This is a genomic window from Agrobacterium rosae (genome assembly GCF_002915175.1).
In the GTDB taxonomy this organism is placed as follows: Bacteria; Pseudomonadota; Alphaproteobacteria; order Rhizobiales; family Rhizobiaceae; genus Agrobacterium; species Agrobacterium rosae.
The window spans coordinates 119,849-145,318 of sequence record NZ_NXEJ01000008.1; the positions used below are offsets into that span (position 1 = coordinate 119,849).

Genomic DNA, 25,470 nt, shown 5'->3' on the forward strand with positions numbered 1-25,470 from the left:
CATGAAAAGGATTATCTCCAGCATCACGGATGGACGTGGCTTCGACATCGGTCTGGTCGGCGTGCCCTTTGCGTTTCTGTTCATCCTGGCCGGTCTGCCCTTGCTCTACAATATTCTGATGAGCTTTCAGGAAGTGGACATGTTCAGTCTGGGAAGCATCATCCGGCCATTCGTGGGCTTCAAGAATTACATCGACCTCTTCAAGCAGCCTGAAACCCTGCCAATTCTCTACAACACCGTCATATTCGTCGTCGGCTCCATAGCCGGGCAGTTTCTTGTCGGCTTTGGCCTTGCGCTGTTTTTCTGGATAAACTTTCCGGGCTCGTCCTGGCTACGCGGCCTGTTTCTGGTGTCCTGGGTTATGCCCGGTCTGGTGGTCGGCGCTGTCTGGAACTGGATACTGTCAGGTGATTTCGGCGTGCTGAATTTCTTCCTGCGCGAAAGCGGCCTGATCGACAGCAATATATTCTGGCGCTCCGACCCGAATTTCTCCCTTTGGGCCGTTGTGTTGGCCAATATATGGCTCGGCACTTCCTTCAATATGATCCTGCTATCGGTTGGATTATCGTCCATTCCCGGCGACCTTTATGAAGCGGCAGAGCTTGATGGTGCCAATGCCTGGCAGCGGTTCTGGACGATCACCTTGCCGATGATGCGCTCCACGATAGGCGCGATCATTTCGCTCGGCTTGATCTTTACCCTGCAACAATTCGACCTGTTCGCCGCCATTACCGATGGCGGGCCAAACAACTCATCCAACGTCGCACAATATTGGGCCTGGGATCTTTCCTTCCGGCAATATGACTTTGGCAAAGGCGCGACGATCTCGGTCATTATGACCGTGTTCGTGATGTTTGCAGCAATCGTCTATGTGCGCTCGACACGTCATGAGGTGCGCGGATGACTGAAACCTCTCGAAATCGCATGATGCTCGCTATCGCCATCTTCATGGCAGCGATCTATCTCTTTCCTCTTTACTGGATGTACATCACGGCGCTTAAAACCGGCTCCGAAATGTTTGCCAGCCCGCCAAGCTTCTGGCCATCGACAGCACAGTGGAACACGTTCGTCTATGTCTGGGAAAGCCGGTACATGGGCCGCTATCTCTGGAACTCGACACTGATCGCCTTCGGCTCTGTGGCGCTGATCGCCGTTCTCGGCACCGGCTGCGCCTATGTTCTGGCGCGTTACCGCAATGGCTGGGTGGACATCGGGCTGTTCCTCATATTGATGCTACAGGTTCTTCCGGCATCCCTGATGATCACGCCAATCTTCGTCGGCTTTTCGCAGATCGGCTTGCTGGACTATCCGCGCTTTGCCGTCATTCTGGCGATTGCGGCAAAGAGCATGCCCTTCTTCGTTGTGCTGGTTCGAGCCACCTTCATGGCCGTGCCGATGGAGCTTGAGGAGGCGGCGCTGGTCGATGGCAATTCCCGCATCGGCGCTTTCTTCAACATCGTGCTGCCGCTTGCCCGCAATGGCATTCTCGTCAGCGCCATCCTCATCTTCATGCAGGCATTCGGAGAGTTCGTCTATTCCAAATCGATGATCCAGAATGTCGAGTTGCAGCCCGCAAGCGTCGGCCTCAACTCCTTCATGGGTCCAAATACCAGCGAATGGAACAACATCATGGCCTATGCCACCATGTATGTGACCCCGATCCTTGCCATTTTCGTCCTATTGCAGCGCCGCATCGTTTCCGGCCTCACATCGGGAGCTCTCAAGTGACCAACCAAATCGAATTGTCAGGCGTCAACAAATATTACGGTGCCTATCACGCGCTGAAAGACATCGACCTCACCATCCGCAAAGGTGCCTTCGTCGCGCTCGTCGGGCCATCCGGCTGCGGCAAGTCTACGCTGCTGCGCTCGCTCGCCGGACTGGAGTCGATTTCGGCGGGTGATCTTGTGATCGCCGGCGAGCGCATGAACAACGTGCCGCCGCGAAAGCGCGACCTGGCCATGGTGTTTCAGTCCTACGCGCTCTACCCGCACATGACGGTCGAGGAAAATCTGACCTACAGCTTGCGCATTCGCGGGACCAAAAAGGCAGAAGCCAGAAAAGCGGCAGAGGATGTGGCGGCCATTACCGGCCTGTCAGACCTCTTGCATCGCTATCCACGGGAGTTGTCCGGCGGACAGCGCCAACGCGTCGCGATGAGCCGTGCCATTATCCGCAACCCCAAAGCCTTCCTGTTCGACGAGCCCTTGTCCAACCTGGATGCCGCCTTGCGCGTCCATATGCGTAAGGAAATCAGAGCGCTTCATGACAGGCTTGGCGCGACATCGGTCTATGTCACGCATGACCAGATCGAAGCGATGACGATGGCCGACCATGTTGTTGTCATGCGCCAGGGCGTGATCGAGCAGCAGGGACAGCCTCTCGAGCTCTACGACCGACCCGTGAACCGGTTCGTTGCAGGCTTTATCGGTTCGCCCGCCATGAACTTCATTCCGGCAACGGCGGGGCCAGATGGTAAAAGCCTCATTCTCGACCTTGGCCAGCCACAGACCGTCAGTCTGGAGCGTGCCATTCCCGCCAACCGCAAACTTGTGGTGGGCTTGAGACCCGAGCATCTGACAATTGCTGAAAGCAATGATGGTGCGCTGAAGGTACCGGTGGCGCTAGTGGAATCGACTGGCTCCACGAGCTACGTCACCACGGCAACGACACCTGAATGTGTGGTGGTGGTAAACGGACGCGTTCCGATAAGTGGCGGGCAAACCATCGGCCTGGATTTTGCGCAGGAGCATATTCACCTGTTCGATGCCGATACGGGCATGCGGATTGAATGACGAAAGCGTGCCAAGCGAAATGCACTCGTTTTCGCCAAAGAGAGGCCGTCCTCACTGTTAGGCTGAATGAACGTCACCGAAAGAAAGCAAGCGCTACGCCTGCACAGGCATTGGAACAAAACCGCGCCCAAACTGTTGTCAGATCAATGCCGAGAACTGCACAGATACGGTGTAAGATGGATTTGAATCCAATATACGACGCTCCGACCCCGTTATCGTCAGATGATCTTGAAGAGATCGATCGGTTTCATACCGCATGGTGCGAGGAAAACGGTGTCGACAAAACTGACGTCAAGGCCGTAGAAATCGCGTCGGCGCTCATTAGCTGGTATTCCACCAGTCCCGCATATCGCATGCGCGCAAAACTTGACCACCCACCTGTTCTGCCAGATTCCGAGCATATCGAAAAACTTCTACACCAGTTGAAGTAGTTTTTGCCTAGTTCTCTAGAGTGCTCAATCAGCCATACTATAGCCCTCAAGGCACCTATCTTCCAGCTGGTTTAATTGATTAAGACGCGGTGGCTCTCCGAAATTTGTTGATAGATTGCCACCTCCGGCACATGCCCCACCGCATGGACGGGTGAAGCCAACACGTTCAGCGGTATATTTGCCATCCGACGCCTCCCAGGATCCGGATTCGGTACCGCCGATAACAGCGCCCGCGTATAGGCGTGTTGCGGATTGCTGAAGATTTCAGCGCGCGGTCCGATCTCGACAATCTGCCCCATGCACATCACTGCGACGCGATGGCTAATCCGTTCGACCACTGCCATATCGTGACTGATGAAAAGGTAAGAGAGGCCGAGCTCCTGTTGCAGTTCTATCATCAGGTTGACGACCTGCGCCTGAATGGACACGTCGAGAGCCGAGACAGGCTCGTCTGCAACAATGATCTTGGGAGACAGCGTCAAAGCGCGGGCAATGCACAGGCGCTGCCGCTGCCCGCCGGAAAACTCATGCGGATAACGTTCGAGATGATCCGCAGACAGGCCGACCCGTTCCATCAACGAAACAACGCGATCGCGAAGACCAGACCCGTGATCGACCTTGTGGATCACCAATGGTTCGGCCACTTGATCGAAAGCGGTCAGGCGCGGGTCCAGCGCGGCATAGGGATCCTGAAACACAATCTGCATGTCGCGTCGCCTCGCGCGTAATTTATCGCCGGTGAGGCCAAGAATATTTTCTCCCGCCAACTCGACTTTGCCGGAGGAAGGTTCAACGAGACGCAAGATCGACCTGCCCGTCGTGGACTTGCCGCAACCGGATTCACCCACAAGTGCCAGCGTCTCGCCCTGCCCCAACTCGAAGGAGACACCTTCGACCGCGTGGACATTGGCGACATGCCGTTGCAACGCACCTTTCCGAACGGGAAAACGGGTCACCAGATCGTTGACTTTAAGCAGTGGCTTTACCTTGGCTGGAGCCTCAGCACCATCAGGCGTCGTATCTCCAAACTGGCGCGGACCGGAAAATGCCGCCATTGAACCGAGTTTCGGGACGGCATTCAGCAATTGGCGCGTATAGGTCTCGGCAGGTGCGGAAAACAACTTCTCAGTTCTGTTTTCCTCAACCTTGCGACCATGACGCATGACGACCACCCGGTCGGCGATCTGGGCGACGACACCCATGTCATGAGTAATGAACAGGAGAGCCATGCCGGACTGCTTGGCCAATTCCTGCAATAGATCAAGGATTTGCGCCTGAATGGTCACATCCAGCGCAGTGGTAGGCTCGTCGGCGATGAGCAAACGCGGCGAGCAGGCAAGTGCCATGGCGATGACGACGCGCTGTCGCATGCCGCCGGAGAGCTCATGCGGATACTGGCCATAACGGGTTTCGGCTTCTGGAATGCGAACACGGCGCAGAAGTTCAAGCGCGCGCGCCGTCGCCTCGGCGGAACTGACTTTCCGGTGCTGCCGCACGACTTCGGCTATCTGCTCGCCAATGGTGAAAACCGGATTAAGGCTGGTCATCGGCTCTTGGAAAATCATGGCGATTTCGTCACCACGGATCTGTTCGAGCGCCGTTTCCGAGAGGCTCGCCAGATCGGCCACATTACCGTCGCGACGCTGGAAATGCAGTGCGCCGTGATCGATATGGCCACCATTGAAGGTGGTGAGACCGAGGATCGACATGGCCGTCACGGACTTCCCCGAACCGGACTCGCCGACGATTGCCACGCACTCGCCCGTCTGAGCGGAAAAGGACAAATCCTCGACCGCGATGACCTTGCCGTTCGAGGTCTCGAAACGGATGCGCAGGTTCTGAACATCGAGCAGCGGTGTGACGGTCATGGATCGATCCCCAGTTTTGGAAATGGGACCGCCCACCAAGGCTGGCAAGCGGTCCGAACGATATTAGTTGGTGGCAGCGTTGATTGCGCCGGCGCGGAAATCCAGCACATAGGGAATGTGGCCCGGCAGCGGCTTCCAGTCGATTTTCTTGCTCATGCCGTAGGATTCGTAAGGACGATAGAGCACCAGCACGGGGGCCTCCTCTTTCACATAGGCCATCATTTCGGCATAGGCCGTCTTGCGCTCTGCTGTGTCGGTCGAGTAGCGGAAGCGTTCCCACATGGCGTCATAGGCAGGGGATGTGCCCCAAGAGGCCTCGGTACCAGCGCCTTTCGGTGCCCACATGGTGCCGAACGATCCAGCAGGGTCAGCGAAATACATCGGGTTCGACCAGTTGCGGGTGTTCATGTCGGCATCCGCACCGGTCCATTTTGGATCGACCTTGAGGTCCATCGGCACACCAACGGCGGCCCACATTTCCTTGATCGCCTGGGCTGCCAGAAGGCCGTTGGTATAATACACCGGGTCGGTGTCGTATCGGATTGGGGAGCCATCGTAACCGGCTTCCTTCAACAGTTGCTTTGCCTTTTCCGGATTGTATTCGAAAGTCTTCAGCTCCGGCATGTAGAGCTCGCCATATTGCGGATAAGTGTGTGTGCTCGGCACCACTGCCTTGCCCTGCCACAGCGCTTCGTTGAGCAGATCGCGGTCGATGGCCATGCTGAGTGCCTGGCGGATGCGCTTGTCGGCCAGCTTCGGATTGCGAGCGTTGAAGATCACGACGTGGAACAGCGGCGTTACGGCACCTTCAACCTTCAGCGCCGGATTGGACGAGATGCCATCCAGCTGGTCCGGTGGAACGTTGGTGATGAGGTCGACTTCACCATTGGCCAGCGCCGTGGTGCGGGTCGCCATTTCGGGAATGCGGCGCAGCAAGACGGTCTCATAGGGCGCCTTTTCGCCGAAAAAGCCATCGAACCGCTTGTAGGTCAACGTTTCGCCCGGCTGATAGTTGGTGATCTGGTAAGGACCGGTGCCGATGGGCTTCAGGCCGAAGGCATCGAAGTCGGACTTTTCGATAGCCTTTGGATCACCGGACAGGCCCATGATGTAATTCTTCGGGACAATCGAGCCTTCCGACGTGTTGAGCAGGGTCTCAAACAAAGGCTCAGGCTTTTGCGTGGTAAACCGCACCGTCTGGTTATCGATGGCTTCAACCTTGGTGAAGTTGGCGAAGAACTGCTTGTGAATTCCGGCAAACTCCGGTGTCATGTCCTGAAGAATACGTTCGAAGGTGAACACGACGTCTTCCACCGTCATCGGATCGCCGTTCTGGAACTTGACGTCCGTGCGGATGGTGACCTCGAACACGGTCGGCGATACGCGCTGCCATTTGGTGGCGATGCCAGGTTTGAAACTGGCTTCGGGCTTTGAATAATCCTTTTCGATCAGCGGATCGAAGGCGTTGTAGTAGATCTGAGAGCCATTATTGCCAAAATCCTTGCCGGGATCGAGGTACGGCGGCAGGTTCTGCGTGGCGACACGCAGTTCTGCCGACATGGCAGACGTGGACAGCAGCACGGCGGAAAAAACGAGAAGGAGCGACTTCGATGTCATGGCGCGTTTCCTTTTGCGGATAAAGCTCTGCCGTCCGTGCGAATGTCTCGGCCCGGCAGAATGGGATTGAAGCGGTGAATGAGCCGGCCAAGCGGGCCGGAATGCCTATTTCAGTTTCACGTCGAGCGTGGCGCGCAGCCAGTCCCCGATCAGCAGGACCAACAGCGAGACAAACATGATGACGAGCGCCGGAACCACGGCGATCCAGGGTGATGAGGCAAGATAATCGCGGCCAAGGCCTACCATTGAGCCAAGCGTTGCGGTTGGCGGCTGGACCCCAAGACCCAGGAAAGACAGCGAGGATTCCAGCAGGATCAGTGACGAAAAGGTCATCGTCCATACCACGATGATCGGTGACGTGACATTGGGCAGCACGTGGTGAAACAGGATGCGAAAATGTGAGGCACCAGCGGCTTTGGATGCCTCCACGAAAGGCTGGCGGGAGACTGTCAACACCTGCGCCCGCACAATCCGAGCATAGACCTCCCACCCGGACAAGCCGATGACGCAGACCAGAATTGGCAGCGCTGTACCGAAAATGGCCACAGCCAAAAGCGCAACCAGCGTAAACGGGACTGCCATCTGAATGTCGACAATAGCCATGACCAGCGCGCCAGTGCGGCCGCGGACGTAACCGGCAATGACACCACAGACAACGCCGACGAGCAGACTGATGACGCTTCCGATGAGAGCGATGAGCATCGTCAAACGCAGGCCGTGAAGCGTGCGCGACAACAGATCGCGGCCCAGTTGATCCGTGCCGAGGGGATGGATGGCCATGGCTCTGTCAAAACTGATGGGTGGGCGCAGGCGTGCCAGAAGTGTCTGGGCGTTTGGATCGAAGGGCACCAACATCGGGCCGAAAATGGCCGCCAGCAGCACCAGTGCGAATGCCAGAAGATAGAGCCGCGTTGTCCAGCGCGCCTTGCTCCAAAGTTTCGCAAGCCCCTTGGGCGGACGGCGGCGTTCAATGGAGGCAACAGGCGATGACAGGCCAGTGGCTTTCAAAGAGGGAGCGATGTGGCTCATGATGCGGTCACCTTCACACGAGGATCGATAAGGGCATAGAGCAGGTCGATCAGCACTGACGTGACGACCACAAGGGTGGCAATCAAAATGACGCCGAACTGAAGCACGGGATAATCGCGGCCGATGGCAGAAAACACCACCAAATCGCCGATACCCTTGGTAGCAAAGACAGCCTCTACGACGACGCAGCGCCCGACCATGCCAGCCACTTGCAAGCCAATGACGGTAACCACCGGAATGGCGGCATTGCGCAGCGCATGTTTGCCGACCACCAGAAATTTCGGCATGCCTTTGGCACGTGCAGTGCGGATATAATCCTGGCCCAGCACATCCAGCATGGCGTTGCGGGTAAAGCGGATGATCTCCGCCAGCATCAGCGCCGATAGCACCAGCGCCGGCATCAGGAAATGCAGTGCCGTCATTGAGCCGGAACTGGGCAACCAGTGCAGTTTCAGCGAAAACACCAGGATCATGATGATGGCGAGCACGAAATTCGGCGTGGCATAACCGATGAAGGCCAATCCCATGATTGCCGAACCGATGGCCTTTCCGCGTTTGAGCGCGGCGGCAATGCCAAGAGGCACGCCAGCGACGACTGAGATGAAGAGCGCGTAGGCAAACAGTTGCAGCGTATTGGGCAGACGTTCGGCATAGATATCGACCACCGGGCGGCGCTCGTAGAAGCTCAACCCCATGTCGCCGTGCAGCAATCCGCCAACGAAGCGGAAAAACTGCACCCAGAGCGGTTGATCCAGGCCGAACTGCTGAACCATGGCGACCTTGGTCTGCGCATCCGTACCCGGGGGCAGCAGATAATCCATGGCGTTGCCAGAAAGACGCGTCGCAAAGAACACCGCCGTCACGACAAAGCAGAGTGTTGCGAGTGCGCCAAGTATCCGGCGCGCCAGAAAATCAAGCACGTTGGCGCTCCATCTCGACAACGCGCTCTTCAAATGGCTGCATTGGCGCGACCCACGGGCGATCACCAGATTTGCGGAATGGCAAACGAGCGTAGAACGGATCGTTGCCATGAACGTCGATGGTGAACTGGTCACCCGTGATTTCCAGGGCGGCATAGGCGGCGGCCGTCAACGGCATGGTGGTGAACCGTTCGCTCAGCGACTGGATGGTGACGTGCTGGATATTGCCGACGTTGGTGACGGTGTTCCAGTGCACATGGCCGGATAGCCAAAGCGCGGCCTTTCCGGTCACTTCCACGGCGGCGCGCACCACGTCATGGTCGGGATAGGTCGAATATTGCGCATTACGCTGGAAGTAATAGTTGCCGATCTGGGAATGACCCGACAGCGGCACATGTGTGGCAATGATGGCCGGACGCTCGTCGGCGTTCAGAGCCTCTACCAGCCAGTCGAGATGCTCCGATGCCCTGTTAAAACCGGTGCCCATGGTGATTTTGACGTTTGGCTGCCATGCGATGAGGCGAACATCGCCCAGATCGGTCACACTGCTGGCCATCGATTGTCCGAAAATAGCTTCGTTGTCAGCAATGCTCAAGTTTTCGACGTCGTGATTGCCGATCACATGCACCCTTTTTCCGGGGAATGTCTTGAAGATTTCGGCCACTTCGGAAGCCACGCGGTAATCATCGGCATGGGTCGTATCGGAGATATGATCGCCCAGATCCAGCACCAGATCGACATTGTCTGCCGTCGCGCGATCAATGAATTGCTGCAGCACTGGCAGGCCGTTCCAAGCTGCGTCCTTGGTATGCGACTGAGGTCCGTGATGGATATCTGTGATGATGGCGATCTTCATGGCTTGCTCCTGATGTCAGGGCTTCTGGCCCGTCCTGATCGGCAGGATTAAACCTCTTGCATGACACTATTATGAATTAGTCTCATTTTTATTTACTGTTGACATTGAGCTTATCTCAATTCACATCAGACATGAAAACGAGGGATTAACGTGTCTGAATTTGCTTTTGATGCCGGTGGTTATCTGATCGATCTTGATGGTACGCTCATCAGCGGGCGAGTGGTTCTGCCGGATGCACGGTGGCTGCTGAAACAAGTGGAAGACCACTATATGGTCGTTTCCAACAATGCCGAGCATACGCCGGACCAACTGTCTCGCATGTTACGTAGCCTTGGCCTGCCACTTGCCAGCGACCGGATCATTCTCGCTGGCACCACGGCCATTGACTGCATCGCGCAAAGACATCCCGGCGCATCCGTTTTGCTGTTAGGCAGTGCTGGCTTGCGCAATTATGCCCGACGCAAGGGACTTAGGCTGCATCAGGAACGGCCCGACATCGTGCTCGTTACGCGCGACCGCAACTTTTCCTACATCAAGATTGCGACTGCTGCGGAGGCTCTTTGTGATGGTGCCGCGTTGTTCGTAGCCGCCCCGGATCTCAGTCACCCCGGGCCCACTGGAAAGCCCGTTCCGGAAACCGGGGCGTTGGCGGCTGCTATCCTTGCGTGTGCAGGCCCGCGCGAATACACAGTTATCGGCAAGCCGGAAAGGATATTGTTCGAGATGGCCTGTAAGCGACTGGGCGTGACGCCTGCTGATGCGGTCATGATTGGTGATAACCCGCAGACGGATGGCCTTGGTGCAAGTCGCGTCGGCATGCAGTTCTGGCAAGTGGATAACGGATTGTTGCGACGTCCCATGCGTCAAGCAGCAGAGTAACGGGAATTCTCATGGCATCGGATAAGACAATCAATAGCCAGGACTTCGCAGGCGTCGTCGACCGCATTCACGCGGTGCGCAAGGATCTGGCCCCCACCGCCGGTCGTATCGCGGATTTCATCACGCTGAATGCGGCAGAAGTCGTGCATATGTCAGTAACGGAAGTCGCGGAGCGCACTGAAGCCAGCGAAGGCAGCGTTATCGGTTTTTGTCAGACGATCGGCGCGCGCGGCTTCCAGCAGGTGAAAATCTCGCTGGCCCGTGAATTGGTGCAGCCCGTTCAGTTCATCCACGAAGACCTGACGCTGGAGGACGACACGGCATCGGTCATCGAAAAAGTGTTCCAGTCTGACATGCAAGCGTTGCGTGACACGCAAAAAGCACTTGATGTCCGCGCCCTTGCAAAAGCCGTCGAGGCCATACGCAAAGCAAAGCGCGTTGAGGTTTTTGGTATCGGCAGCGCGGCGACGGTTGCCGAAGACACCAATTACCGTTTGCTGCGCATTGGCATTCTGTCCCGTGCAAGCGTCGACAGCCACGTGCAGGCAATCACCGCCGCACTGGCTGATAAAGACACAGCAGTGATCACCATTTCACATTCCGGTGCCACAGTTGAAACTTTGACCGCAACGCGACTGGCCAAGGAAGCCGGTGCGACGACAATCGCGATCACCAATTTCGGCAAGTCGCCACTGCTTGCCTTTAGCGACATTGTTTTGAACACATTGGCGCGAGAGACCCAGTTCCGCGCCGAAGCAATGACCAGCCGCATCGCCCAGCTTGCGATCGTCGATGCGCTGATCGCCTGCCTCGCATTGGCCGACTATGAGCGGTCCGTGCAAACCATCTCCAAGACTTTTGACGTTTTATCTACGAAACGGGTTTGAGTGCTGGAGAGCTTACCACACACGCATTGGCTCATGTTTGTGAACGTTACGTATCCATCGACAGGAGGCGTCATCCGGCTGACACAAGTCTCGCATTACAACATGTTCAATGTGGACAACGCAATCTCAGGAGAGACGGCGCATGAATATCAGTGACCCAAGCCAACTTGACCGTATCAAAGCGGAGATCGTCGACAGTTTTGACGAAGAGCTGGAACTACAGATGGATGAGGACCGTCTGGATGACCTAGCTGCTGAGAGCATGAAATCCGCCCCCGGCAGGCTTCTCGACCGCAAAGTCTACTTCCAGGAACTGTTTCGTCTTCAGCACGAACTCGTCAGATTGCAGGATTGGGTTCAGCACCAAAAGCTCAAGGTCGTGGTCATTTTCGAAGGTCGAGACTCTGCCGGCAAGGGTGGTGCCATCAAGCGTGTAACCCAACGGCTCAATCCACGCGTTTGCCGCGTGGTCGCCTTGCCCGCTCCTTCAGAGCGCGAGCGGCATCAATGGTATTTCCAGCGTTATGTGCAACACCTCCCCACCGCAGGTGAGATCGTCCTGTTCGATCGGAGTTGGTATAACCGCGCAGGCGTTGAGCGGGTCATGGGCTTTTGTACGGCAGATGAGCTGGAGGATTTCTTTCAATCGGTTCCGCAGTTTGAAAACATGCTGGTTCGCTCGGGCATCATTCTGATCAAATATTGGTTCTCCATCACCGATGAAGAACAGGAATTTCGCTTCAACATGCGCATTCAGGATCCGTTAAAGCAGTGGAAGCTGTCGCCGATGGATCTGGAAAGCCGCGTCCACTGGGAATCCTACACAAAAGCCAAGGAGGAAATGCTGGAGCGGACCCACAAACCGGAATCTCCTTGGTGGGTTGTCGATGCCGTCGACAAGCGCAAAGCGCGGTTGAACTGCATCTCACATCTGCTTCAGCAGATTCCCTACGAGGATGTTCCCAAACCATCCATCCATCTTCCGGAACGCGCCCGCAACTCCGATTACAATCGCGCTCCGGTTCCGGCGGAAATGTATGTGCCGGATATTTTTAGATGACAGAAAGCCTGTAGGATAAGGTGACTTCACATCAGCTTGGCCTTATCCATGCTTCGAGAATCGACGCGAGGCCCTGATGACTTCCAATCAAAATGAGACGAGACCGATGAGAGGCATTGCCCTTGCATCGGCAGGCTACGCCTGTTTTTCATTGCAGGATGCAATCGTGAAATGGTTGGTCGCAGATTACAGCGTGCCGGAAATCCTTTTCTTCCGGAGCCTCGTCATCGTGTTAATCGCTGGTTCGCTCGTCTGGTACAGGAAACACCCATCCATATTGAAAAGCAAATACCGAGGAACGGTGGTTTTGCGAGCGATTTTAATGCTTGTGGCTTGGATGCTTTTCTACAACGCGGCCAGGGATCTGGGGCTTGCCGAGCTGACAACGCTTTACTTTTCAGCGCCTATCATCGCCATATTCCTTTCGATAGCAATGCTGGGAGAAAAGGTCAAAATAGGTCGCTGGGTCGCCTGTGCCGCCGGGTTCATCGGCGTTTGCGTCGCAGCGAACCCGACCCACTCGCCCAACTTGATACCCGCAGCAATGTGCCTTGCCGCCGGTTTCTGCTGGGCATTGAGTACGATTTACATTCGCCTTGTGAGTAGAACCGAGACAACGCTTACGCAGATGTTCGCCACGAGCCTTTTATTCGGACTTGCATGCGCAGCGTCTTTTCCGTGGATATGGAAAACACCGGATGCGACGGGATGGGCGCTGATGACGGCCCTTGGCTTGATCGCAGCTCTTGGTCAGTACCTGCTTTATGAAGGTTTTCGTTACGCACCGGCTTCTGCCTTGGCACCTGTGGAATATACAGGGCTGATATGGGCATTCTTTTACGGGTACATTTTCTGGGCGGAGATACCGACTGCGAACGTCTTTGTAGGCGCGCTCCTCATCATTACCTCAAGCCTCATCCTGATATTGTGGGAACGCCGCGTAGAAAAGGGTGGAAATGCCGTCAAAGCCGACGTCATTCCACCCAACTAAATTTCGCAATTCTGAGGAAAGTTACGTCCTCAGATCAATCGAGCAGTTCTGCTGGCACCTTGCCACCGTTTTCGGAAAGCTTCTTGAGGAGTGCCTTGTGCAGCCAGGTGTTCATTTCTGCCGAGCCATTGAGCTCGCCCGAGTATCCTAGCTCCTGCGCAAGCTCTTTGCGTTCGGACAGGCTTGCATCCATGCCCAAAGCTTTCATAAGGTCGGTAATGGAGTGCTTCCAGTCCAGCTTCTGGCCACTGTGCTTGACCGCGGCGTCGAGCTGGGACGCAACGTCAACGGTTTGAGAGCCGGATGTCGTGGGGGCCGGCGGCATCGAAGGCGAAGCGCCTGCTGTCGCGGGTACGGTCTGCCCGGTTCCACCCACTGGCGGCGCGGTTGTGGCAGCTGGTTCGGGGACAGACGATGGTGCCGGGGTAGGCTCTGCCGCTGAGGGCGACGCAGGTGCTGCATGTGCAGATCCTCCAAATATGGCGTCCCTGATCTTGTTGAAAATGCTCATGACGTTTTCTCCTCACACTGATGTAACTGCAAGGTCCAACGGAGGCTGTGCCACATCCGTTCCGAAGAAATATAAGAAAAACCTAACGAAAACGGCGGGGACATCGTCAATCGCACTGCAAAAAGACCGAATTGATGTTGGAAATGAAGGTTCGCTCGCTATTTAGAGCCTATGATCTTCTTCACGTCCGATACGCATTTTAGCGACCCTCGCGTTCTTCGAATTGATCGCCGGCCCTTTTCCGTTATGACAGATCACGATGAGGCGCTGATCGCGAATTGAAACGAGGCCGTCGGCCCGCAGGATGAGGTTTGGCATCTTGGGGATTTCCGACTAGCGCGCGCTGGAGACTGTGACGAACTTCTCTCCAGATTAAACGGCCACAAGCATCTCATCGTGGGAAACAACGATCCAGAAAGCACCACCACTGCGACGGGATGGGCGAGCGTCCAACACTACGCGGAACTCACGCTTGACGGTCATCGCCTGATCATGTGCCACTATGCGTTTCGCACGTGGAACCAGATGGGGAAAAAATCGATCAATCTGCACGGTCACTCGCACGGGCGGCTAAAGCTCCTTCCCCGCCAGTTCGACGTGGGCGTTGATGCCCAGTCGCTCAAGCCGGTGACGCTTCAAAATATCCTCGAACGGAAACCGCGCTAAGGGGCTGATTGTCACTGACGAAGCCGCCAGCGGCCACCGCCTTGTGCGCTGACAGGTCAGTTCAGAGTTCTGGAGTGACGGAGAAACCCAACACGAACTCGATGACTTTCTCGCAGGACATTTCGCAAGGCTTCAGTACCGCAGCACCAGATTTTATCCTGTAGAGATTAAAGCTGACAATATCTGTCCCGGCGAGCTCCTCTGCGAACAGCCAGATGCGTCTGCCATCTGCAGACCGTTTGATCGTAGCGCCCCACAAACGACCATCAAATTTGCCCCGCACATAGCCATCTGGAATTCGAGAGAGTGCGCTCAAGAATGTGGCGTCTGTCATCTGAGCCAACAAAGGTAAGACTTCACCGCTTGTTGGGTCTGATCTGCTGGCGCAGTTCGACCAGACGGTCAAGGGTGGATAGGGTTCGATCTCTATTTTTGCCGGCAAGGCCGAGCGTCAGAGCTTCTACGCACACGAGTGAAGCCCCGTGCATGGCAACCTTTTCATTCTTGGCGCGGGGTAGAACGATCGCGGCCATTGCATGTTGAGTGAGAGCGGTTTCCTCCTTGCCCACGATGGCAACGATTGGGATCGAAAGGCGTCCCGCTTCCGTAATCGCCGTCATAACCTCGCGATGGGGGCGGCCCTGCGCAAGGACAAGCAGGACATCGCCAGTCTCCATTTGGAGAAGTTGTTCCGCAAGCATGATGCCTGTTTGGTTTAGTGCATAGGATGGATAGCCCGCTCTCACGAAGTTGCGCGACGCATAGGTTCCGATAATGCCCGATGCGCCGATGCCGAAGACGCCGATCTTTTTGGCAGTCGACAACAGACTGACAACGTTTGCCATCGCCCGTCTGTTTTCGTCAGACGATAGTGCTTCCATGGCATACCCCATGTCGGCGATTACGAAGTCGATGGCGGAATTGGTATCGTCCTGAAGTTCGTTCGTGGTGGCTGCCATTTTCTCGGACGGTGAATCCGTCTCTCCAAGATGGCTTTCCAGCGTATCCTTGAGGTCGACCAGCCCCTGGAAACCGAGAGCCTGGATTGCCCGGATGACCGTAGCGTCCGATGTCCCAATCTCGCGCCCTATCTCAAGCGCAGATTTCGCCAGCACCGCATGTCGATGTTTGTCTATGTATTCTGCAACGGCCAGAAGCCCGGGCGAGAGTGCGTCCCGCTTTTTCTTCAGTCGCTCTCCGAAGCGATCTATGTGACGTTTCTTCGGAAATGAATTGCCCATTGAGACCATTGTCGTGCATGTGAGTGTCAGTTTGGGCACAATGCCTGACACGGTGCAGTTTTTAAAGTCGAAAGCTTATTTCGCAACAGGGCGTGGTGAGATCGAGGATTTGACGACCGCCGTCATAAGCGCCATGGCCGCATAACTGTTTGAAATGGCTTCTTCTCTGGAGACCATGATGTAGCGGCCCTCGACACAGGCTTTCAGGAAGCCACAAAAATCAGGCACGACCTTCTCCATCGCATCGATTTCGTCTTTTGACGTGCCACCGGTGTCCGAGCGGTAGGGATCGAAGATAAAGTCTGCATCGACATCTGGAAGGCGCTCACCGCTAACCTCTATGCGTCCGCCATCTGGGATATTGTCGATAATCTCGGGAAACCTGAAGCCTGCATCTCTCAGCACTTGACCGAGTGCGCGGTAGGTATGATAAAGACTGATCTTTCCGTTCAGTGGCTGGATGACCGAGACAGATACGGCTTTGGTATTGACAGCAGTTTTGAGTTCCTCAATTCCCGCCCGGTATCGCTGATCGAGAATGGCGAGCCGGTTTTCGGTTGCGGTCAGTTTGGCCAGTTGGCGATAGGCATGCGCTGTTCCCAACTTGGTCGGATCGATGACGATGGTTGGTGCTATTTTCTCCAGGGTCGCGATGGGGGTGGGCCGTCCCGTCGCGGTTATGATGACATCCGGCTTTTGTTCGGCCAACGTTTCCACGTCGATATCGACTGCGCCAAGAAAGACCATGCCGGAGTTTCTAAAATCGACACCGGTCAGGATTGCACTCGAGCGCAGGTAAGGCTTGCCGTCGATCCCGATCCTGCCATGGCTGGCAATCGGGATGATGCCAAGTTCGATCAGCGGAATGGTGACGTCGATATCGTGGAGCGATGCGATGCGCAGCGGCCTGTTGGGGACGACAACAGTGCGTCCCGCATCATCCTGGAATGTTCGCGTATCCTGTGCTGCCACAACACCCGGAACGACGAGAAGGAGAAGCGTAAAAACAAGCATTCTTATCATGGGAAACCTTTCACAGTTGATCGCGACGGTGCCAGAGGAGCAGAAGTAAAATCGGGACCCCCACGAGCGCGAGCACGATGCCCGCAGGGATTTGCAGCGGCGCGAAGGCGGTCCGTCCGATGGTATCTGCCAGAACGACGAGTGCTGCACCGATCAGCATGCTTGCGGCGAGCAGCGCAGTCTGGCCACCGCCAATTGTCATTCGTGCCGCGTGGGGAGCGATGAGCCCGACGAAACCGATACTGCCGACACATGAAACAACGGTTGCAGTCATCAGAACGGGCGACAAAAGGCTTATAATCGCAAATGCTTTGGCTCGGACGCCCAGCCCGATCGTAGCGCTGTCTCCCAGCATCGCGACATCTGCGGAGAGCGCAGTCGCGAATAAAAGGGAAGCACCCACGCATAACCCCGTAACGGCAATTGGGACCATGTCCGGCGTTACGGTGGCAAGGCTGCCCGCCATCCACGTCAAGGCAACCTGAATGCGGTCAATGTCGGAAATCGTCAGCAGCAGAGTGATGGCCGAGGACAACGCCCAGGAAAATCCAATGCCGATCAGCACGAAACGCAGGCGAGACAGCGATCCTGCCAGGAGTGCTACCGCGGTAGCAACAGCAAATCCTCCGGCCATGCCGATGAACGGCCGCAGCACCAGAGGGGTTTGCGGAAAAGCGATGATGACGGTAACGATTGCAAGCGCTGCTCCCTCGCGAACACCCAGAAGACCCGGATCGGCTAGCCCGTTTCGCGTCAGGGATTGCAACGCAGCGCCGGAAAGCCCGAGCATGGCTCCGCAACTCAGCGCCATGATGATGCGCGGCAGCCGAAGGTCTCCGATGACAGATAAGTCGCCCGAAGACACGGGGCCGGTGATGAATGCTACGAGGGCATCGATACCAGCGCTCCCACTTCCTGAGACGAGTGCCACCAGCACGAGAATGATCACGACCGCCAGAAAAGCCATTGTCATGGCCAGCCGTTTGGGATGTAGCTTCAGACTCACGTCAAAAAACTGAATTAGGCGATAACCGCCGCCGATCATTTTGGCTTTCATCGCAATACCCGTGTAACGGCTGCGATGAAGACTGGAGCGCCGATGAAAGCGGTCAGAACTCCCGTTGCCAAATCATGAGGGGCGGCAATGGTTCTTGCGGCAATATCGGCAGCGAGCATGAGATTTGCGCCGAGCATTGCCGACAGTGGAATCGAAATCATGTGCCGCCCACCAACCATACGGTGAGCAACACCGCCGACGATGAGACCGATAAAGCCGATTGGGCCGCAAAGTGATACGGCGGAACCGCAAAACAGCCCCGTGGCTACCAGCCCGATCATCCTCGTTTGGCGAACCGGCACACCAAGACCCATCGCGGTTTTGTCTCCCAGAGACATGATATCCAATCGCGATGTGATCATTGCAGTGGCGATGACGGCGACACCTGTGACCGGCAATACAGTCTGAAGTTCCGACAGCGAAATGCCCGAAAGATCGCCCGCAAGCCAGAAACGCATCTGCTCCAGCGTTTCCTGATCGAGGATGAGTAAGGCCGAGACGCAGGCCGACGCTAGGGCAGACAGCGCGATACCGCAGAATGTGACCTTGATCATCGTCAGGCCGGTGCGTCCTGCCGATGATAGAAACAGCACGAGCGCAAAAAGAACGCCGCTTCCAGCCGCGGCAATGAGCGGACGACTGACTGGAAACATCATCAAGCCCGCAGGCAAGGCGGTCGTTGCCACTATGGCAAGGCTTGCTCCTGCATTGAGGCCCAGAATATGGGGCTCTGCAAGAGGATTACGGAGGATCGATTGAACCAATCTGCCGGCAATGCCGAGCGATGCGCCGCACAGGATGGCGGCAAGCAGGCGCGGAAGACGAAGCTTGAGAAGAATCTGTTGCTCGAAACTGGTATGGTCACGGGCCGTCAGAGCGTCGATGAGGAACTGAGGTGACACGGGTCTTGCACCGACGCTGAGATGCGCAAGTCCAAGAAATGATAGCAGAGCGAGGCAAGCAGGAAGCCAAAGCCAGACCACCTCCTTTCGCGACGTTTCTGTATTCCAAACATGCGTCACTGCAGGGATGTCCCGGAAAAAGTATCAGGCAAGAACACCGGTTTGCCGGTCGTCGGATGCCTCACGGCGATGACCTTGGTATCAAAGACGCTTTCGATATGGGCGGCGGAGCATTCATCGATGGTTTCAACCACGTGATGAATCGCACCGTCTTTGAGGAAAACAATGCGATCCGCATATTGCAGGGCGGCGTTCAGATCGTGCAGAACGGCGACAACGGTTCGGTTGGCCGTGCGGCTGAGGCTTGAAAGAAGCTCCATCACCTCAACCTGATAGCGCAGATCGAGAAACGTCGTCGGCTCATCGAACAGGATCGTTGCCGTGTCCTGTGCAAGAGCAAGAGCTATGAAGCAACGTTGGCGCTGCCCGCCGGACAGACTATCCACTAGTCTAGCCGATAGGTCGCTCATGCCGGTAATGCGTAGGGCCTCGTTTACGGCTTCTTCGTCGCCTTCGTCCCAGGATTTGAGAATGCCGCGATGCGGATAACGTCCACGCGACACCAGATCATAGACGCTGAGGCCTTCAGGCGCGATCGGGGCCTGCGCAAGCACGGCAAGCTTGCGTGCCACCTCCTTGGTTGGCAGGCGATGCACATCCTTTCCGTCAACAAGTACCGTTCCACCGGATGGCTTGAGGATACGTGAGAGGACGGCCAGCAACGTTGATTTTCCCGAACCGTTTGGACCAGCGAGAACGGTGAACTTCCCTTTTGGGACGACTATGGAGATATCGACAAGCACGTTAGAGCGGCCATAGCCGGCCGTTACCTGTTCGGCATCCAGCGCATTGTCTCTGCCATCCGATCGCATCAAACCAACCGTTTTCTTCCCTTTAAATCGCATGTTCATTTGTATTTTATGAATGTAGTAGTCAACAATTAACGCATCCAAATTTTCGTCGCCAGATACCTTTCCGTGCCGTGAAAGCAGGTTTTTCGGTCCAAAAACGCTTCTCGAGCTTGAAAATGGGAACGTCCAATAGCACAGAACAGAAAATCAAAGTTGACTACTACATTCATGAAATACAGAAGGCCAGTATTGGGGTGATGTCATGCGTGTTGATGGGGACTAGATAACGATGGAATTTGACAGATTTGACAGGCCGGTGGCTTTAGCCATGATTGCGCTGACCGGTGTGATGTTCGCCCTGCCTGTAAACGCGCAGGAAAACGTCGAGGTCAAGAAGACCTCCCGTCAGTCTGATGCGGCTCAGTCCAATCCATCGGAAACGTCCACCGTGCTCGCGCCTATCGTGATAGATGGTGCCGGCGCGACGCAAGGTTATCAGCCCAAATCGACCAGTACCGCCACACGTACGGATACTCCGCTTATCGACATTCCACAGGCAGTCAACGTCGTCAGCGAACAGGTTCTTAAAGACCAGAATGCCAGCAATCTCGATGAAGCGCTGGGCAATGTCAGCGGCGTGACCCAGACGAATACGCTGGGCGGCACGCAAGATTCCGTCATCCGCCGAGGCTTCGGTGATAATCGCGACGGTTCCATCCTGACAAATGGGTTGAAAACCGCGCTACCGCGCTCGTTCAATGCCGTGACGGAACGGGTTGAGGTTCTCAAGGGGCCCTCTTCCACGCTTTACGGTATTCTTGACCCCGGCGGTATGGTCAATGTGGTCACCAAGAAGCCGGTGGATACGTTCGGCGGCGAAATTTACGGCAGTCTCTCCAGTTTTGGCGGTGGCACAACGGGATTGGATTTGACCGGTCCGATAGAAGGAACAGACTTCTCCTATCGCCTGATTGGTGAGTACAAGGATGTCGATTATTGGCGCAACTTCGGTGAGACCAAGAACTGGCTGATTTCTCCGTCGCTAAAATGGACCGGCGAAGATACCGAAATTACGGCGACCTACATGCACGAGGATTACAGCGTGCCTTTCGATCGTGGCACTATCTTCGATGACACCACAGGGCGTCCGGTCGATGTTGACAGGAAAATTCGCTTCGATGAGCCGTACAATATTACTGACGGGAACTCAGACCTTTTCCAAGTCGAGTTTGATCATGAATTGTCGGAAAACTGGAAGCTAGGCATCGACTATAGCTACAGCCGCAATGTTTACTCGGACAATCAGGCGCGTGTTACGGCTTACAACGCGACCAACGGCAACGTAACGCGCAGGGCGGATGCGACTGACTACTCGACGATCTACAATCATGCCGTCCGCGCGGATTTGACAGGCGACGTCGAGATCGGCGGAATGCAGCACGATCTATTGATCGGAGCGTCTTACGACTACAGCGATACGCTGCGCACAAATATGATCCGGTGTAATGCGTCGACAAACTTCAATATTTACGATCCCGTTTACGGCAACATGCCGGAGTGCACGACTGTTTCCACCAACGACAGCGACCAGACAGAAAAACTGTCGACTGCCTCCCTGTACGTGCAAGATTCGATTCACCTCAACGATCAATGGATCGTTGTCGGTGGACTGCGTTATCAATATTACGACTTGCTGGCCGGCAAAGGTCGCCCTTTCAAAAACAATACCGACAGCTTTGGCGATGCGCTCGTTCCAAATGCGGGTATTGTTTACAAGCTAACGCCTGACGTTTCGCTATATGCTAATGCCGCCAAGACCTTCCGTCCACAATCCTCCATTGCAAGCCTCTATGGCAATCTGGAACCGGAAGAGGGTGTGTCCTATGAAGTCGGTTCGAAATTCGAACTCCCCTCCGGACTGACAGCGAATGTTGCGCTCTACACATCCGACAAGGAGAACGTGGCCTATACCGACGCTGGCAATGTCGTCAAAACCGCAGGCTTGGTAAGAGCAAAAGGCTTAGAGGTGGATGTCGCCGGGTCTCTGACGGATGACGTCGATTTCATCGCAACTTATGCCTTCACCGACGCCGAGGTTTTGGAGGGTGAGAATGCCGGGAAACGCCCTGTCAACGTTGCTCGCCACACCGGCTCGCTTTATCTCGCTTATGATGTGGGAGAAGTCGGCCCATCAGGCAACAGCCTGAAAATCGGTGGTGGTATTCGCGCGGTGGGCGATCGCGCCGGCATCAACAATAACTCCTATGACCTGCCTGGGTACGCCGTCGTGGATGCTTTCGCGACATATACGTTCGATCTTGAGCGCCCAATTACCCTACAACTCAATCTCAAGAATATTTTCGATCGCACCTACTATACGTCATCTATCGGTAGCACGGCGCTCGGCAACGAGATTGGCGAACCCTTCAACGCAACGTTGACAGCACGAGTAAAGTTTTGATTTTCACAAAGCAGCGAGCGTCAAAGATACTGGCGTCTTCGTTGCTGAAGGCACAGCGCGTCAGGACACTTCCGTCTGCGTAAAGGAGCGACCGAGCATAGAGTTGAGCTCGGTTTTAGCCACCTCCGACAAATAGGGTCTGAACAAACTCGCCACCTGGTTCAGACCCCAATCAAGATGTTCTGGTCCAAGATCGTCAATTCCCTCCTGCAGACTGAGGTAGACAGCCCAGTAGGTCGAAACGATCCAGACATTTGCCAGCAATTGTGGGGCCTCGTCTTCTGGAACGACGATCAGACGCGCATCCGCCATCTGAAGAAGCGTCCCTTCCACCACAAGCCGCATCCTCATGCTGAGTTCACGCGTCGGCTCACGGAGGGACGGTGCAATGGCAATTATGCCTGGTAGATCCCGGAAGATATACCGGTGTGCCCATACGACGGAAAACCAGCGTCGCATGAAATTCGAATAGATGCCGGGTTCCGTGATGGTGTTCGAACCCGCATCCACCATGAAGGCCGTCGCATCTCTTGCCAGCTTTTCGAACAGCGCTCGTAGAAGCGCTTCCTTGGTTTTGAAGTGGTAATAGAGATTACCCTCGTTGATGCCGACCGTGCGTGCGATTTCGGCTGTCGTTACCCGGTCGGGGCTCCTTTCGTTAAACAGTGTTAGAGTGGCTTCCAAAATCCGCTCACGCGTACTGACGCCCTTTGTCTTTCCGTTTTCAGCGTCCGCCGCCATTTTATATCCCGCCCATTGTAATTTTAAGGTGACTACCTTATTTCAGAATAAGGCGAATACCTTAGATGGGTACTTTATCGCCCGCTTGCAATCAAGGATCCACGTCATGGACACAGCGTCTCACACCGATAGCAAACTGAAGACGGACTTTCCTTTAACGTCACAATCCACGCTTGGCGCGCTGGTGGCTATTCTGCGCAACCCGCTTGATGCGCTGCCTCCATCTGTCTTCCACGAGCCGCTCGTTTTCTCCAGGACGGCCGGGGAGTTGAAGGTCTATTTGGCCGATCCGGCATTGATCCACGAGGCCTTGGTCAAGAATGCAGATGCGTTGGGCAAAGGCGATCAGGTCCGACGCGCGCTTGGGTCGGCGCTTGGTGAGGGGCTGCTGACGGCAGACGGGGCGCACTGGAAGTGGCAGCGGCAGTCGGTCGCAGGTGCCTTTCGGCACGACAAGCTTCTCGAATTACAGCCCACGATGATTACGGCGGCTGAGCGCACCCGCGACAGGTGGCTTGAGAAAGGCCACGGCACACTCGACATCAGCCACGAGATGATGCGCACGACCTTCGACATTATCGTTGAAACGATGATGTCAGGCGGCCACGGTATCGACGTGGCAAAAGTTGAAAAGGGTATCTCCGACTTCCTCGAGCCGACTGGATGGAATTTCGCGCTGGGCCTTTTGCATGCACCGGAATGGATTCCTTACCCTGGAAGGCGCAAGGCGCAGGCAGCCGTCGAATTCTTGCGCTCGAGCCTCGGCAGCGTCATCGAAAAGAGGAGAGAAAATCCCAACGACCGCCACGATCTCGTGAACATGCTTCTATCGGCATCAGACCCTGAGACTGGACGGGCGATGACCAATGCCGAGATTGTCGACAATCTCATGACCTTCATCACCGCAGGCCATGAGACGACAGCGCTTGGGCTTGCTTGGACATTCGACCTCCTTGCGCGGCATCCAGAGGTGGAGAAGAAAGTTCTAGCCGAGATCGACACGGTGACGGAGGGTCGATCAGTAACCGCGGACGACGTATCGAAACTGGTTTATACGCGCCAGGTGTTTTCTGAAGCGATGCGCCTTTATCCGCCTGCTCCCATCATCACCAGAACGGCTTTGAAAGATTTCCAGCTTGGTGAATACCTCATTCCAGAAGGTACAGTGTTGATCGTGCCGATCTACGCTGTTCATCGCCACACATCGCTTTGGTCCGATCCAGACGTGTTTGATCCGGATCGGTTTTGTCAGGAGGCTTCCAAGACACGACATCGCTACGCCTACATGCCGTTTGGTGCCGGGCCCCGTGTGTGTATCGGAAATGCCTTCGCAGTCATGGAAGCCGTCGTTATTCTAGCTGTCGTGCTTCAAAAGGTTCGGCTTGCCGCACTTGAGCCGAAAGCGCCGACACCAATTATGAAGGTGACATTGCGGCCAAACCAGCCGCTCAGCATGAAACTCACTCCGCGCTAGAGTTAACCGTGCCTCGGCCATTCCCTTACTTGGTGGCCGCCGAAAATCATTTCTGTTGGCATCTGAAATATGAAGTACGGGTTGAGCAACGGCAAACTTGTGGCCTTTTCCAAGCTTGCAAGCTGATCATCACTTATAGTCAGATCAAGAGACGCGATGTTTTGGTGGAGCTGTTCAACGCGGCTGGCGCCGATCAGCACGGAGGAAACGCCTGGTCGGTTTGCCACCCAACGCAAGGCAACTTCCGCTGGCGATCGACCGATTTCTGACGCCACTGCCTTCAATGCATCGACAACATCGAAATTTCGTTCGGTAAACAACATGCCACCGAACGGATTGTCGCCGTTCAATCGTCCATCGCTACCAGTTTCTAGAACCTCGGAACCGCGATCCGGAAGGGCAGTTGCACGGTCTGCATCAGCGATTTTGTCCCGACCGTATTTACCGGTCAGCAGGCCAGCCGCAAGCGGGCTCCACGGCATCATGCCAAGGCCGAATTCCTGCCCAGCCGGCAAAAGATCGAGTTCGACGCCGCGGTCGATGAGGGAATATGCGTATTGCAAGCCAATCGGCTTTGGCAATCCATGCGCTTCGGCCAGCGTCGCGACCTTCGCCACGTACCACGATGGTGTGTTGGAAAAGCCGTAATGTAATATTTTCCCGGCGCGTACCGCATCGGCTAGCGTTTGTAGAACCTCTTCGGCAGGCGTCGTACGATCCCAGACATGCATCCAGTACATGTCGATATAATCGGTCTGCAAACGTTTCAGCGAACCTTCGATCCCAAGCCGGATATTCTTGGCACCATTGCCGCCCCATAGTGGGGTCCCCTGCCCGCGCGGAAAACCGGATTTGGTGGCAATCACCAGTCGGTCACGAATACCGCTCTTGGAAAGAAAGCGGCCCAGCATCTTCTCGCTTTCGCCACCGGAATAGATATCGGCCGTGTCGATGAAATTGCCGCCTGCATCGACATAAGCGTCGAAAAGTGCCCGCGACGTTTCCTCGTTGGCACCCCACCGGCCGGCACCAAACGTCATCGTGCCAAGTGCCAACGGACTGACGATCAATCCGGATTTTCCAAGTGTTCGGTAACTGGTGAGGTCCATCTTAGGTCTCCTTCATGTTTGCTGCCAGATGATGTAGCGGT

General features: G+C 55.7%; 23 protein-coding genes and 1 pseudogene. 10 read left to right on the plus strand and 14 right to left on the minus strand.

The features are described 5' to 3' along the window. The first annotated feature begins 1 nt into the window (after position 1). From CPJ18_RS16445 to CPJ18_RS16455, 3 genes are read left to right on the plus strand one after another with little or no spacing between them, the layout of a single operon-like run. Complete coding sequence (locus CPJ18_RS16445; RefSeq protein WP_103659417.1) at positions 2–904, plus strand: carbohydrate ABC transporter permease; 903 nt, start codon at positions 2–4, stop codon at positions 902–904. Beyond that, positions 901–1,728, plus strand: a complete 828-nt coding sequence (locus tag CPJ18_RS16450; protein WP_103659418.1) for a carbohydrate ABC transporter permease — start codon at positions 901–903, stop codon at positions 1,726–1,728. The genes CPJ18_RS16445 and CPJ18_RS16450 overlap by 4 nt, the downstream gene beginning before the upstream one ends. Further along, on the plus strand, positions 1,725–2,795 hold the full coding sequence (locus CPJ18_RS16455) for an ABC transporter ATP-binding protein (protein ID WP_103659419.1): 1,071 nt from the start codon (positions 1,725–1,727) through the stop codon (positions 2,793–2,795). The genes CPJ18_RS16450 and CPJ18_RS16455 overlap by 4 nt, the downstream gene beginning before the upstream one ends. A gap of 502 nt (positions 2,796–3,297) precedes the next feature. Here the strand turns inward: CPJ18_RS16455 and CPJ18_RS16465 are convergent. From CPJ18_RS16465 to CPJ18_RS16485, 5 genes are all read right to left on the minus strand, one after another. Next, entirely contained in the window at positions 3,298–5,094 is a 1,797-nt protein-coding gene (locus CPJ18_RS16465; RefSeq protein WP_103659420.1) for an ABC transporter ATP-binding protein, read from the minus strand. 63 nt (positions 5,095–5,157) lie between these two features. After that, a complete protein-coding gene (locus CPJ18_RS16470; protein ID WP_077105016.1) occupies positions 5,158–6,711 on the minus strand; it encodes an ABC transporter substrate-binding protein in 1,554 nt (517 codons plus the stop codon). Between the two features lie 105 nt (positions 6,712–6,816). Continuing rightward, positions 6,817–7,740, minus strand: coding sequence for an ABC transporter permease (locus CPJ18_RS16475; RefSeq protein ID WP_103659421.1), 924 nt, complete (start codon positions 7,738–7,740; stop codon positions 6,817–6,819). Beyond that, positions 7,737–8,660 carry an ABC transporter permease gene (locus CPJ18_RS16480; protein WP_077105018.1) on the minus strand — a complete coding sequence of 308 codons (924 nt, stop codon included), beginning with the start codon at positions 8,658–8,660 and terminating at the stop codon, positions 7,737–7,739. The genes CPJ18_RS16475 and CPJ18_RS16480 overlap by 4 nt, the downstream gene beginning before the upstream one ends. Then, positions 8,653–9,516, minus strand: a complete 864-nt coding sequence (locus CPJ18_RS16485) for a metallophosphoesterase family protein (protein WP_077105019.1) — start codon at positions 9,514–9,516, stop codon at positions 8,653–8,655. Before CPJ18_RS16485 ends, CPJ18_RS16480 begins: the two co-directional genes overlap by 8 nt. 150 nt (positions 9,517–9,666) lie before the next feature. Here CPJ18_RS16485 and CPJ18_RS16490 point away from each other — a divergent pair, with 150 nt between their 5' ends. From CPJ18_RS16490 to CPJ18_RS16505, 4 genes are all read left to right on the plus strand, one after another. After that, the gene (locus tag CPJ18_RS16490; protein WP_083716423.1) at positions 9,667–10,395 is read left to right on the plus strand and encodes an HAD-IIA family hydrolase; all 729 of its coding nucleotides are present in this window, start codon (positions 9,667–9,669) and stop codon (positions 10,393–10,395) included. Positions 10,396–10,406: 11 nt separating this feature from the next. Then, positions 10,407–11,282 (plus strand): MurR/RpiR family transcriptional regulator, encoded by an 876-nt coding sequence (locus CPJ18_RS16495; protein ID WP_103659423.1) that lies wholly within the window; start codon positions 10,407–10,409, stop codon positions 11,280–11,282. A 142-nt stretch (positions 11,283–11,424) separates the two neighbouring features. Further along, positions 11,425–12,342: a polyphosphate kinase 2 gene (ppk2, locus tag CPJ18_RS16500; RefSeq protein ID WP_077105022.1), complete on the plus strand. Its 918-nt coding sequence runs from the start codon at positions 11,425–11,427 to the stop codon at positions 12,340–12,342. A gap of 106 nt (positions 12,343–12,448) precedes the next feature. Next, on the plus strand, positions 12,449–13,333 hold the full coding sequence (locus CPJ18_RS16505) for a DMT family transporter (RefSeq protein WP_245445426.1): 885 nt from the start codon (positions 12,449–12,451) through the stop codon (positions 13,331–13,333). Positions 13,334–13,367: 34 nt separating this feature from the next. Here the strand turns inward: CPJ18_RS16505 and CPJ18_RS16510 are convergent, their stop codons facing one another. Next, positions 13,368–13,844: a DUF3597 domain-containing protein gene (locus tag CPJ18_RS16510; protein WP_077122179.1), complete on the minus strand. Its 477-nt coding sequence runs from the start codon at positions 13,842–13,844 to the stop codon at positions 13,368–13,370. Positions 13,845–14,015: 171 nt separating this feature from the next. Here CPJ18_RS16510 and CPJ18_RS16515 point away from each other — a divergent pair. Next, positions 14,016–14,510: pseudogene (locus CPJ18_RS16515) on the plus strand (metallophosphoesterase family protein). A gap of 61 nt (positions 14,511–14,571) precedes the next feature. Here CPJ18_RS16515 and CPJ18_RS16520 read toward each other — a convergent pair. The 6 genes from CPJ18_RS16520 to CPJ18_RS16545 all read right to left on the minus strand — a co-directional run bounded on the left by CPJ18_RS16520 (position 14,572) and on the right by CPJ18_RS16545 (position 19,665). Beyond that, positions 14,572–14,844, minus strand: coding sequence for a hypothetical protein (locus tag CPJ18_RS16520; protein WP_077122181.1), 273 nt, complete (start codon positions 14,842–14,844; stop codon positions 14,572–14,574). A 22-nt stretch (positions 14,845–14,866) separates the two neighbouring features. Continuing rightward, entirely contained in the window at positions 14,867–15,760 is an 894-nt protein-coding gene (locus tag CPJ18_RS16525) for a MurR/RpiR family transcriptional regulator (protein WP_103659425.1), read from the minus strand. Between the two features lie 66 nt (positions 15,761–15,826). Continuing rightward, complete coding sequence (locus CPJ18_RS16530) at positions 15,827–16,774, minus strand: ABC transporter substrate-binding protein (RefSeq protein ID WP_077122183.1); 948 nt, start codon at positions 16,772–16,774, stop codon at positions 15,827–15,829. Positions 16,775–16,784: 10 nt separating this feature from the next. After that, positions 16,785–17,831: a FecCD family ABC transporter permease gene (locus CPJ18_RS16535; protein ID WP_077122184.1), complete on the minus strand. Its 1,047-nt coding sequence runs from the start codon at positions 17,829–17,831 to the stop codon at positions 16,785–16,787. Then, positions 17,828–18,733, minus strand: coding sequence for a FecCD family ABC transporter permease (locus CPJ18_RS16540; protein ID WP_245445428.1), 906 nt, complete (start codon positions 18,731–18,733; stop codon positions 17,828–17,830). The genes CPJ18_RS16535 and CPJ18_RS16540 overlap by 4 nt, the downstream gene beginning before the upstream one ends. A gap of 116 nt (positions 18,734–18,849) precedes the next feature. Then, on the minus strand, positions 18,850–19,665 hold the full coding sequence (locus tag CPJ18_RS16545; RefSeq protein WP_103659692.1) for an ABC transporter ATP-binding protein: 816 nt from the start codon (positions 19,663–19,665) through the stop codon (positions 18,850–18,852). A 268-nt stretch (positions 19,666–19,933) separates the two neighbouring features. Here CPJ18_RS16545 and CPJ18_RS16550 point away from each other — a divergent pair, with 268 nt between their 5' ends. Next, positions 19,934–22,105, plus strand: a complete 2,172-nt coding sequence (locus CPJ18_RS16550) for a TonB-dependent siderophore receptor (RefSeq protein WP_197710905.1) — start codon at positions 19,934–19,936, stop codon at positions 22,103–22,105. A gap of 60 nt (positions 22,106–22,165) precedes the next feature. Here the strand turns inward: CPJ18_RS16550 and CPJ18_RS16555 are convergent, their stop codons facing one another. Beyond that, a complete protein-coding gene (locus CPJ18_RS16555; protein ID WP_077122186.1) occupies positions 22,166–22,846 on the minus strand; it encodes a TetR/AcrR family transcriptional regulator in 681 nt (226 codons plus the stop codon). A gap of 106 nt (positions 22,847–22,952) precedes the next feature. Here CPJ18_RS16555 and CPJ18_RS16560 point away from each other — a divergent pair, with 106 nt between their 5' ends. Next, positions 22,953–24,320 (plus strand): cytochrome P450, encoded by a 1,368-nt coding sequence (locus tag CPJ18_RS16560; RefSeq protein ID WP_103659428.1) that lies wholly within the window; start codon positions 22,953–22,955, stop codon positions 24,318–24,320. 2 nt (positions 24,321–24,322) lie between these two features. On the opposite strand, the gene CPJ18_RS16565 is transcribed toward CPJ18_RS16560, so the two are convergent. Then, complete coding sequence (locus CPJ18_RS16565; RefSeq protein WP_077122188.1) at positions 24,323–25,429, minus strand: aldo/keto reductase; 1,107 nt, start codon at positions 25,427–25,429, stop codon at positions 24,323–24,325. Between the last annotated feature and the right edge of the window lie 41 nt (positions 25,430–25,470).

Coding starts and splice junctions, on each gene's coding strand:
- CPJ18_RS16510 (WP_077122179.1), bottom strand. CDS start 13,844: ATGAGCATTTTCAACAAGATCAGGGACGCCATATTTGGAGGATCTGCA.
- CPJ18_RS16545 (WP_103659692.1), bottom strand. CDS start 19,665: ATGCGATCGGATGGCAGAGACAATGCGCTGGATGCCGAACAGGTAACG.
- CPJ18_RS16555 (WP_077122186.1), bottom strand. CDS start 22,846: ATGGCGGCGGACGCTGAAAACGGAAAGACAAAGGGCGTCAGTACGCGT.
- CPJ18_RS16505 (WP_245445426.1), top strand. CDS start 12,449: ATGAGAGGCATTGCCCTTGCATCGGCAGGCTACGCCTGTTTTTCATTG.
- CPJ18_RS16445 (WP_103659417.1), top strand. CDS start 2: ATGAAAAGGATTATCTCCAGCATCACGGATGGACGTGGCTTCGACATC.
- CPJ18_RS16520 (WP_077122181.1), bottom strand. CDS start 14,844: ATGACAGACGCCACATTCTTGAGCGCACTCTCTCGAATTCCAGATGGC.
- CPJ18_RS16535 (WP_077122184.1), bottom strand. CDS start 17,831: ATGAAAGCCAAAATGATCGGCGGCGGTTATCGCCTAATTCAGTTTTTT.
- CPJ18_RS16560 (WP_103659428.1), top strand. CDS start 22,953: ATGGACACAGCGTCTCACACCGATAGCAAACTGAAGACGGACTTTCCT.
- CPJ18_RS16450 (WP_103659418.1), top strand. CDS start 901: ATGACTGAAACCTCTCGAAATCGCATGATGCTCGCTATCGCCATCTTC.
- CPJ18_RS16485 (WP_077105019.1), bottom strand. CDS start 9,516: ATGAAGATCGCCATCATCACAGATATCCATCACGGACCTCAGTCGCAT.
- CPJ18_RS16495 (WP_103659423.1), top strand. CDS start 10,407: ATGGCATCGGATAAGACAATCAATAGCCAGGACTTCGCAGGCGTCGTC.
- CPJ18_RS16470 (WP_077105016.1), bottom strand. CDS start 6,711: ATGACATCGAAGTCGCTCCTTCTCGTTTTTTCCGCCGTGCTGCTGTCC.
- CPJ18_RS16525 (WP_103659425.1), bottom strand. CDS start 15,760: ATGGTCTCAATGGGCAATTCATTTCCGAAGAAACGTCACATAGATCGC.
- ppk2 (WP_077105022.1), top strand. CDS start 11,425: ATGAATATCAGTGACCCAAGCCAACTTGACCGTATCAAAGCGGAGATC.
- CPJ18_RS16550 (WP_197710905.1), top strand. CDS start 19,934: ATGGAATTTGACAGATTTGACAGGCCGGTGGCTTTAGCCATGATTGCG.
- CPJ18_RS16530 (WP_077122183.1), bottom strand. CDS start 16,774: ATGATAAGAATGCTTGTTTTTACGCTTCTCCTTCTCGTCGTTCCGGGT.
- CPJ18_RS16565 (WP_077122188.1), bottom strand. CDS start 25,429: ATGGACCTCACCAGTTACCGAACACTTGGAAAATCCGGATTGATCGTC.
- CPJ18_RS16465 (WP_103659420.1), bottom strand. CDS start 5,094: ATGACCGTCACACCGCTGCTCGATGTTCAGAACCTGCGCATCCGTTTC.
- CPJ18_RS16475 (WP_103659421.1), bottom strand. CDS start 7,740: ATGAGCCACATCGCTCCCTCTTTGAAAGCCACTGGCCTGTCATCGCCT.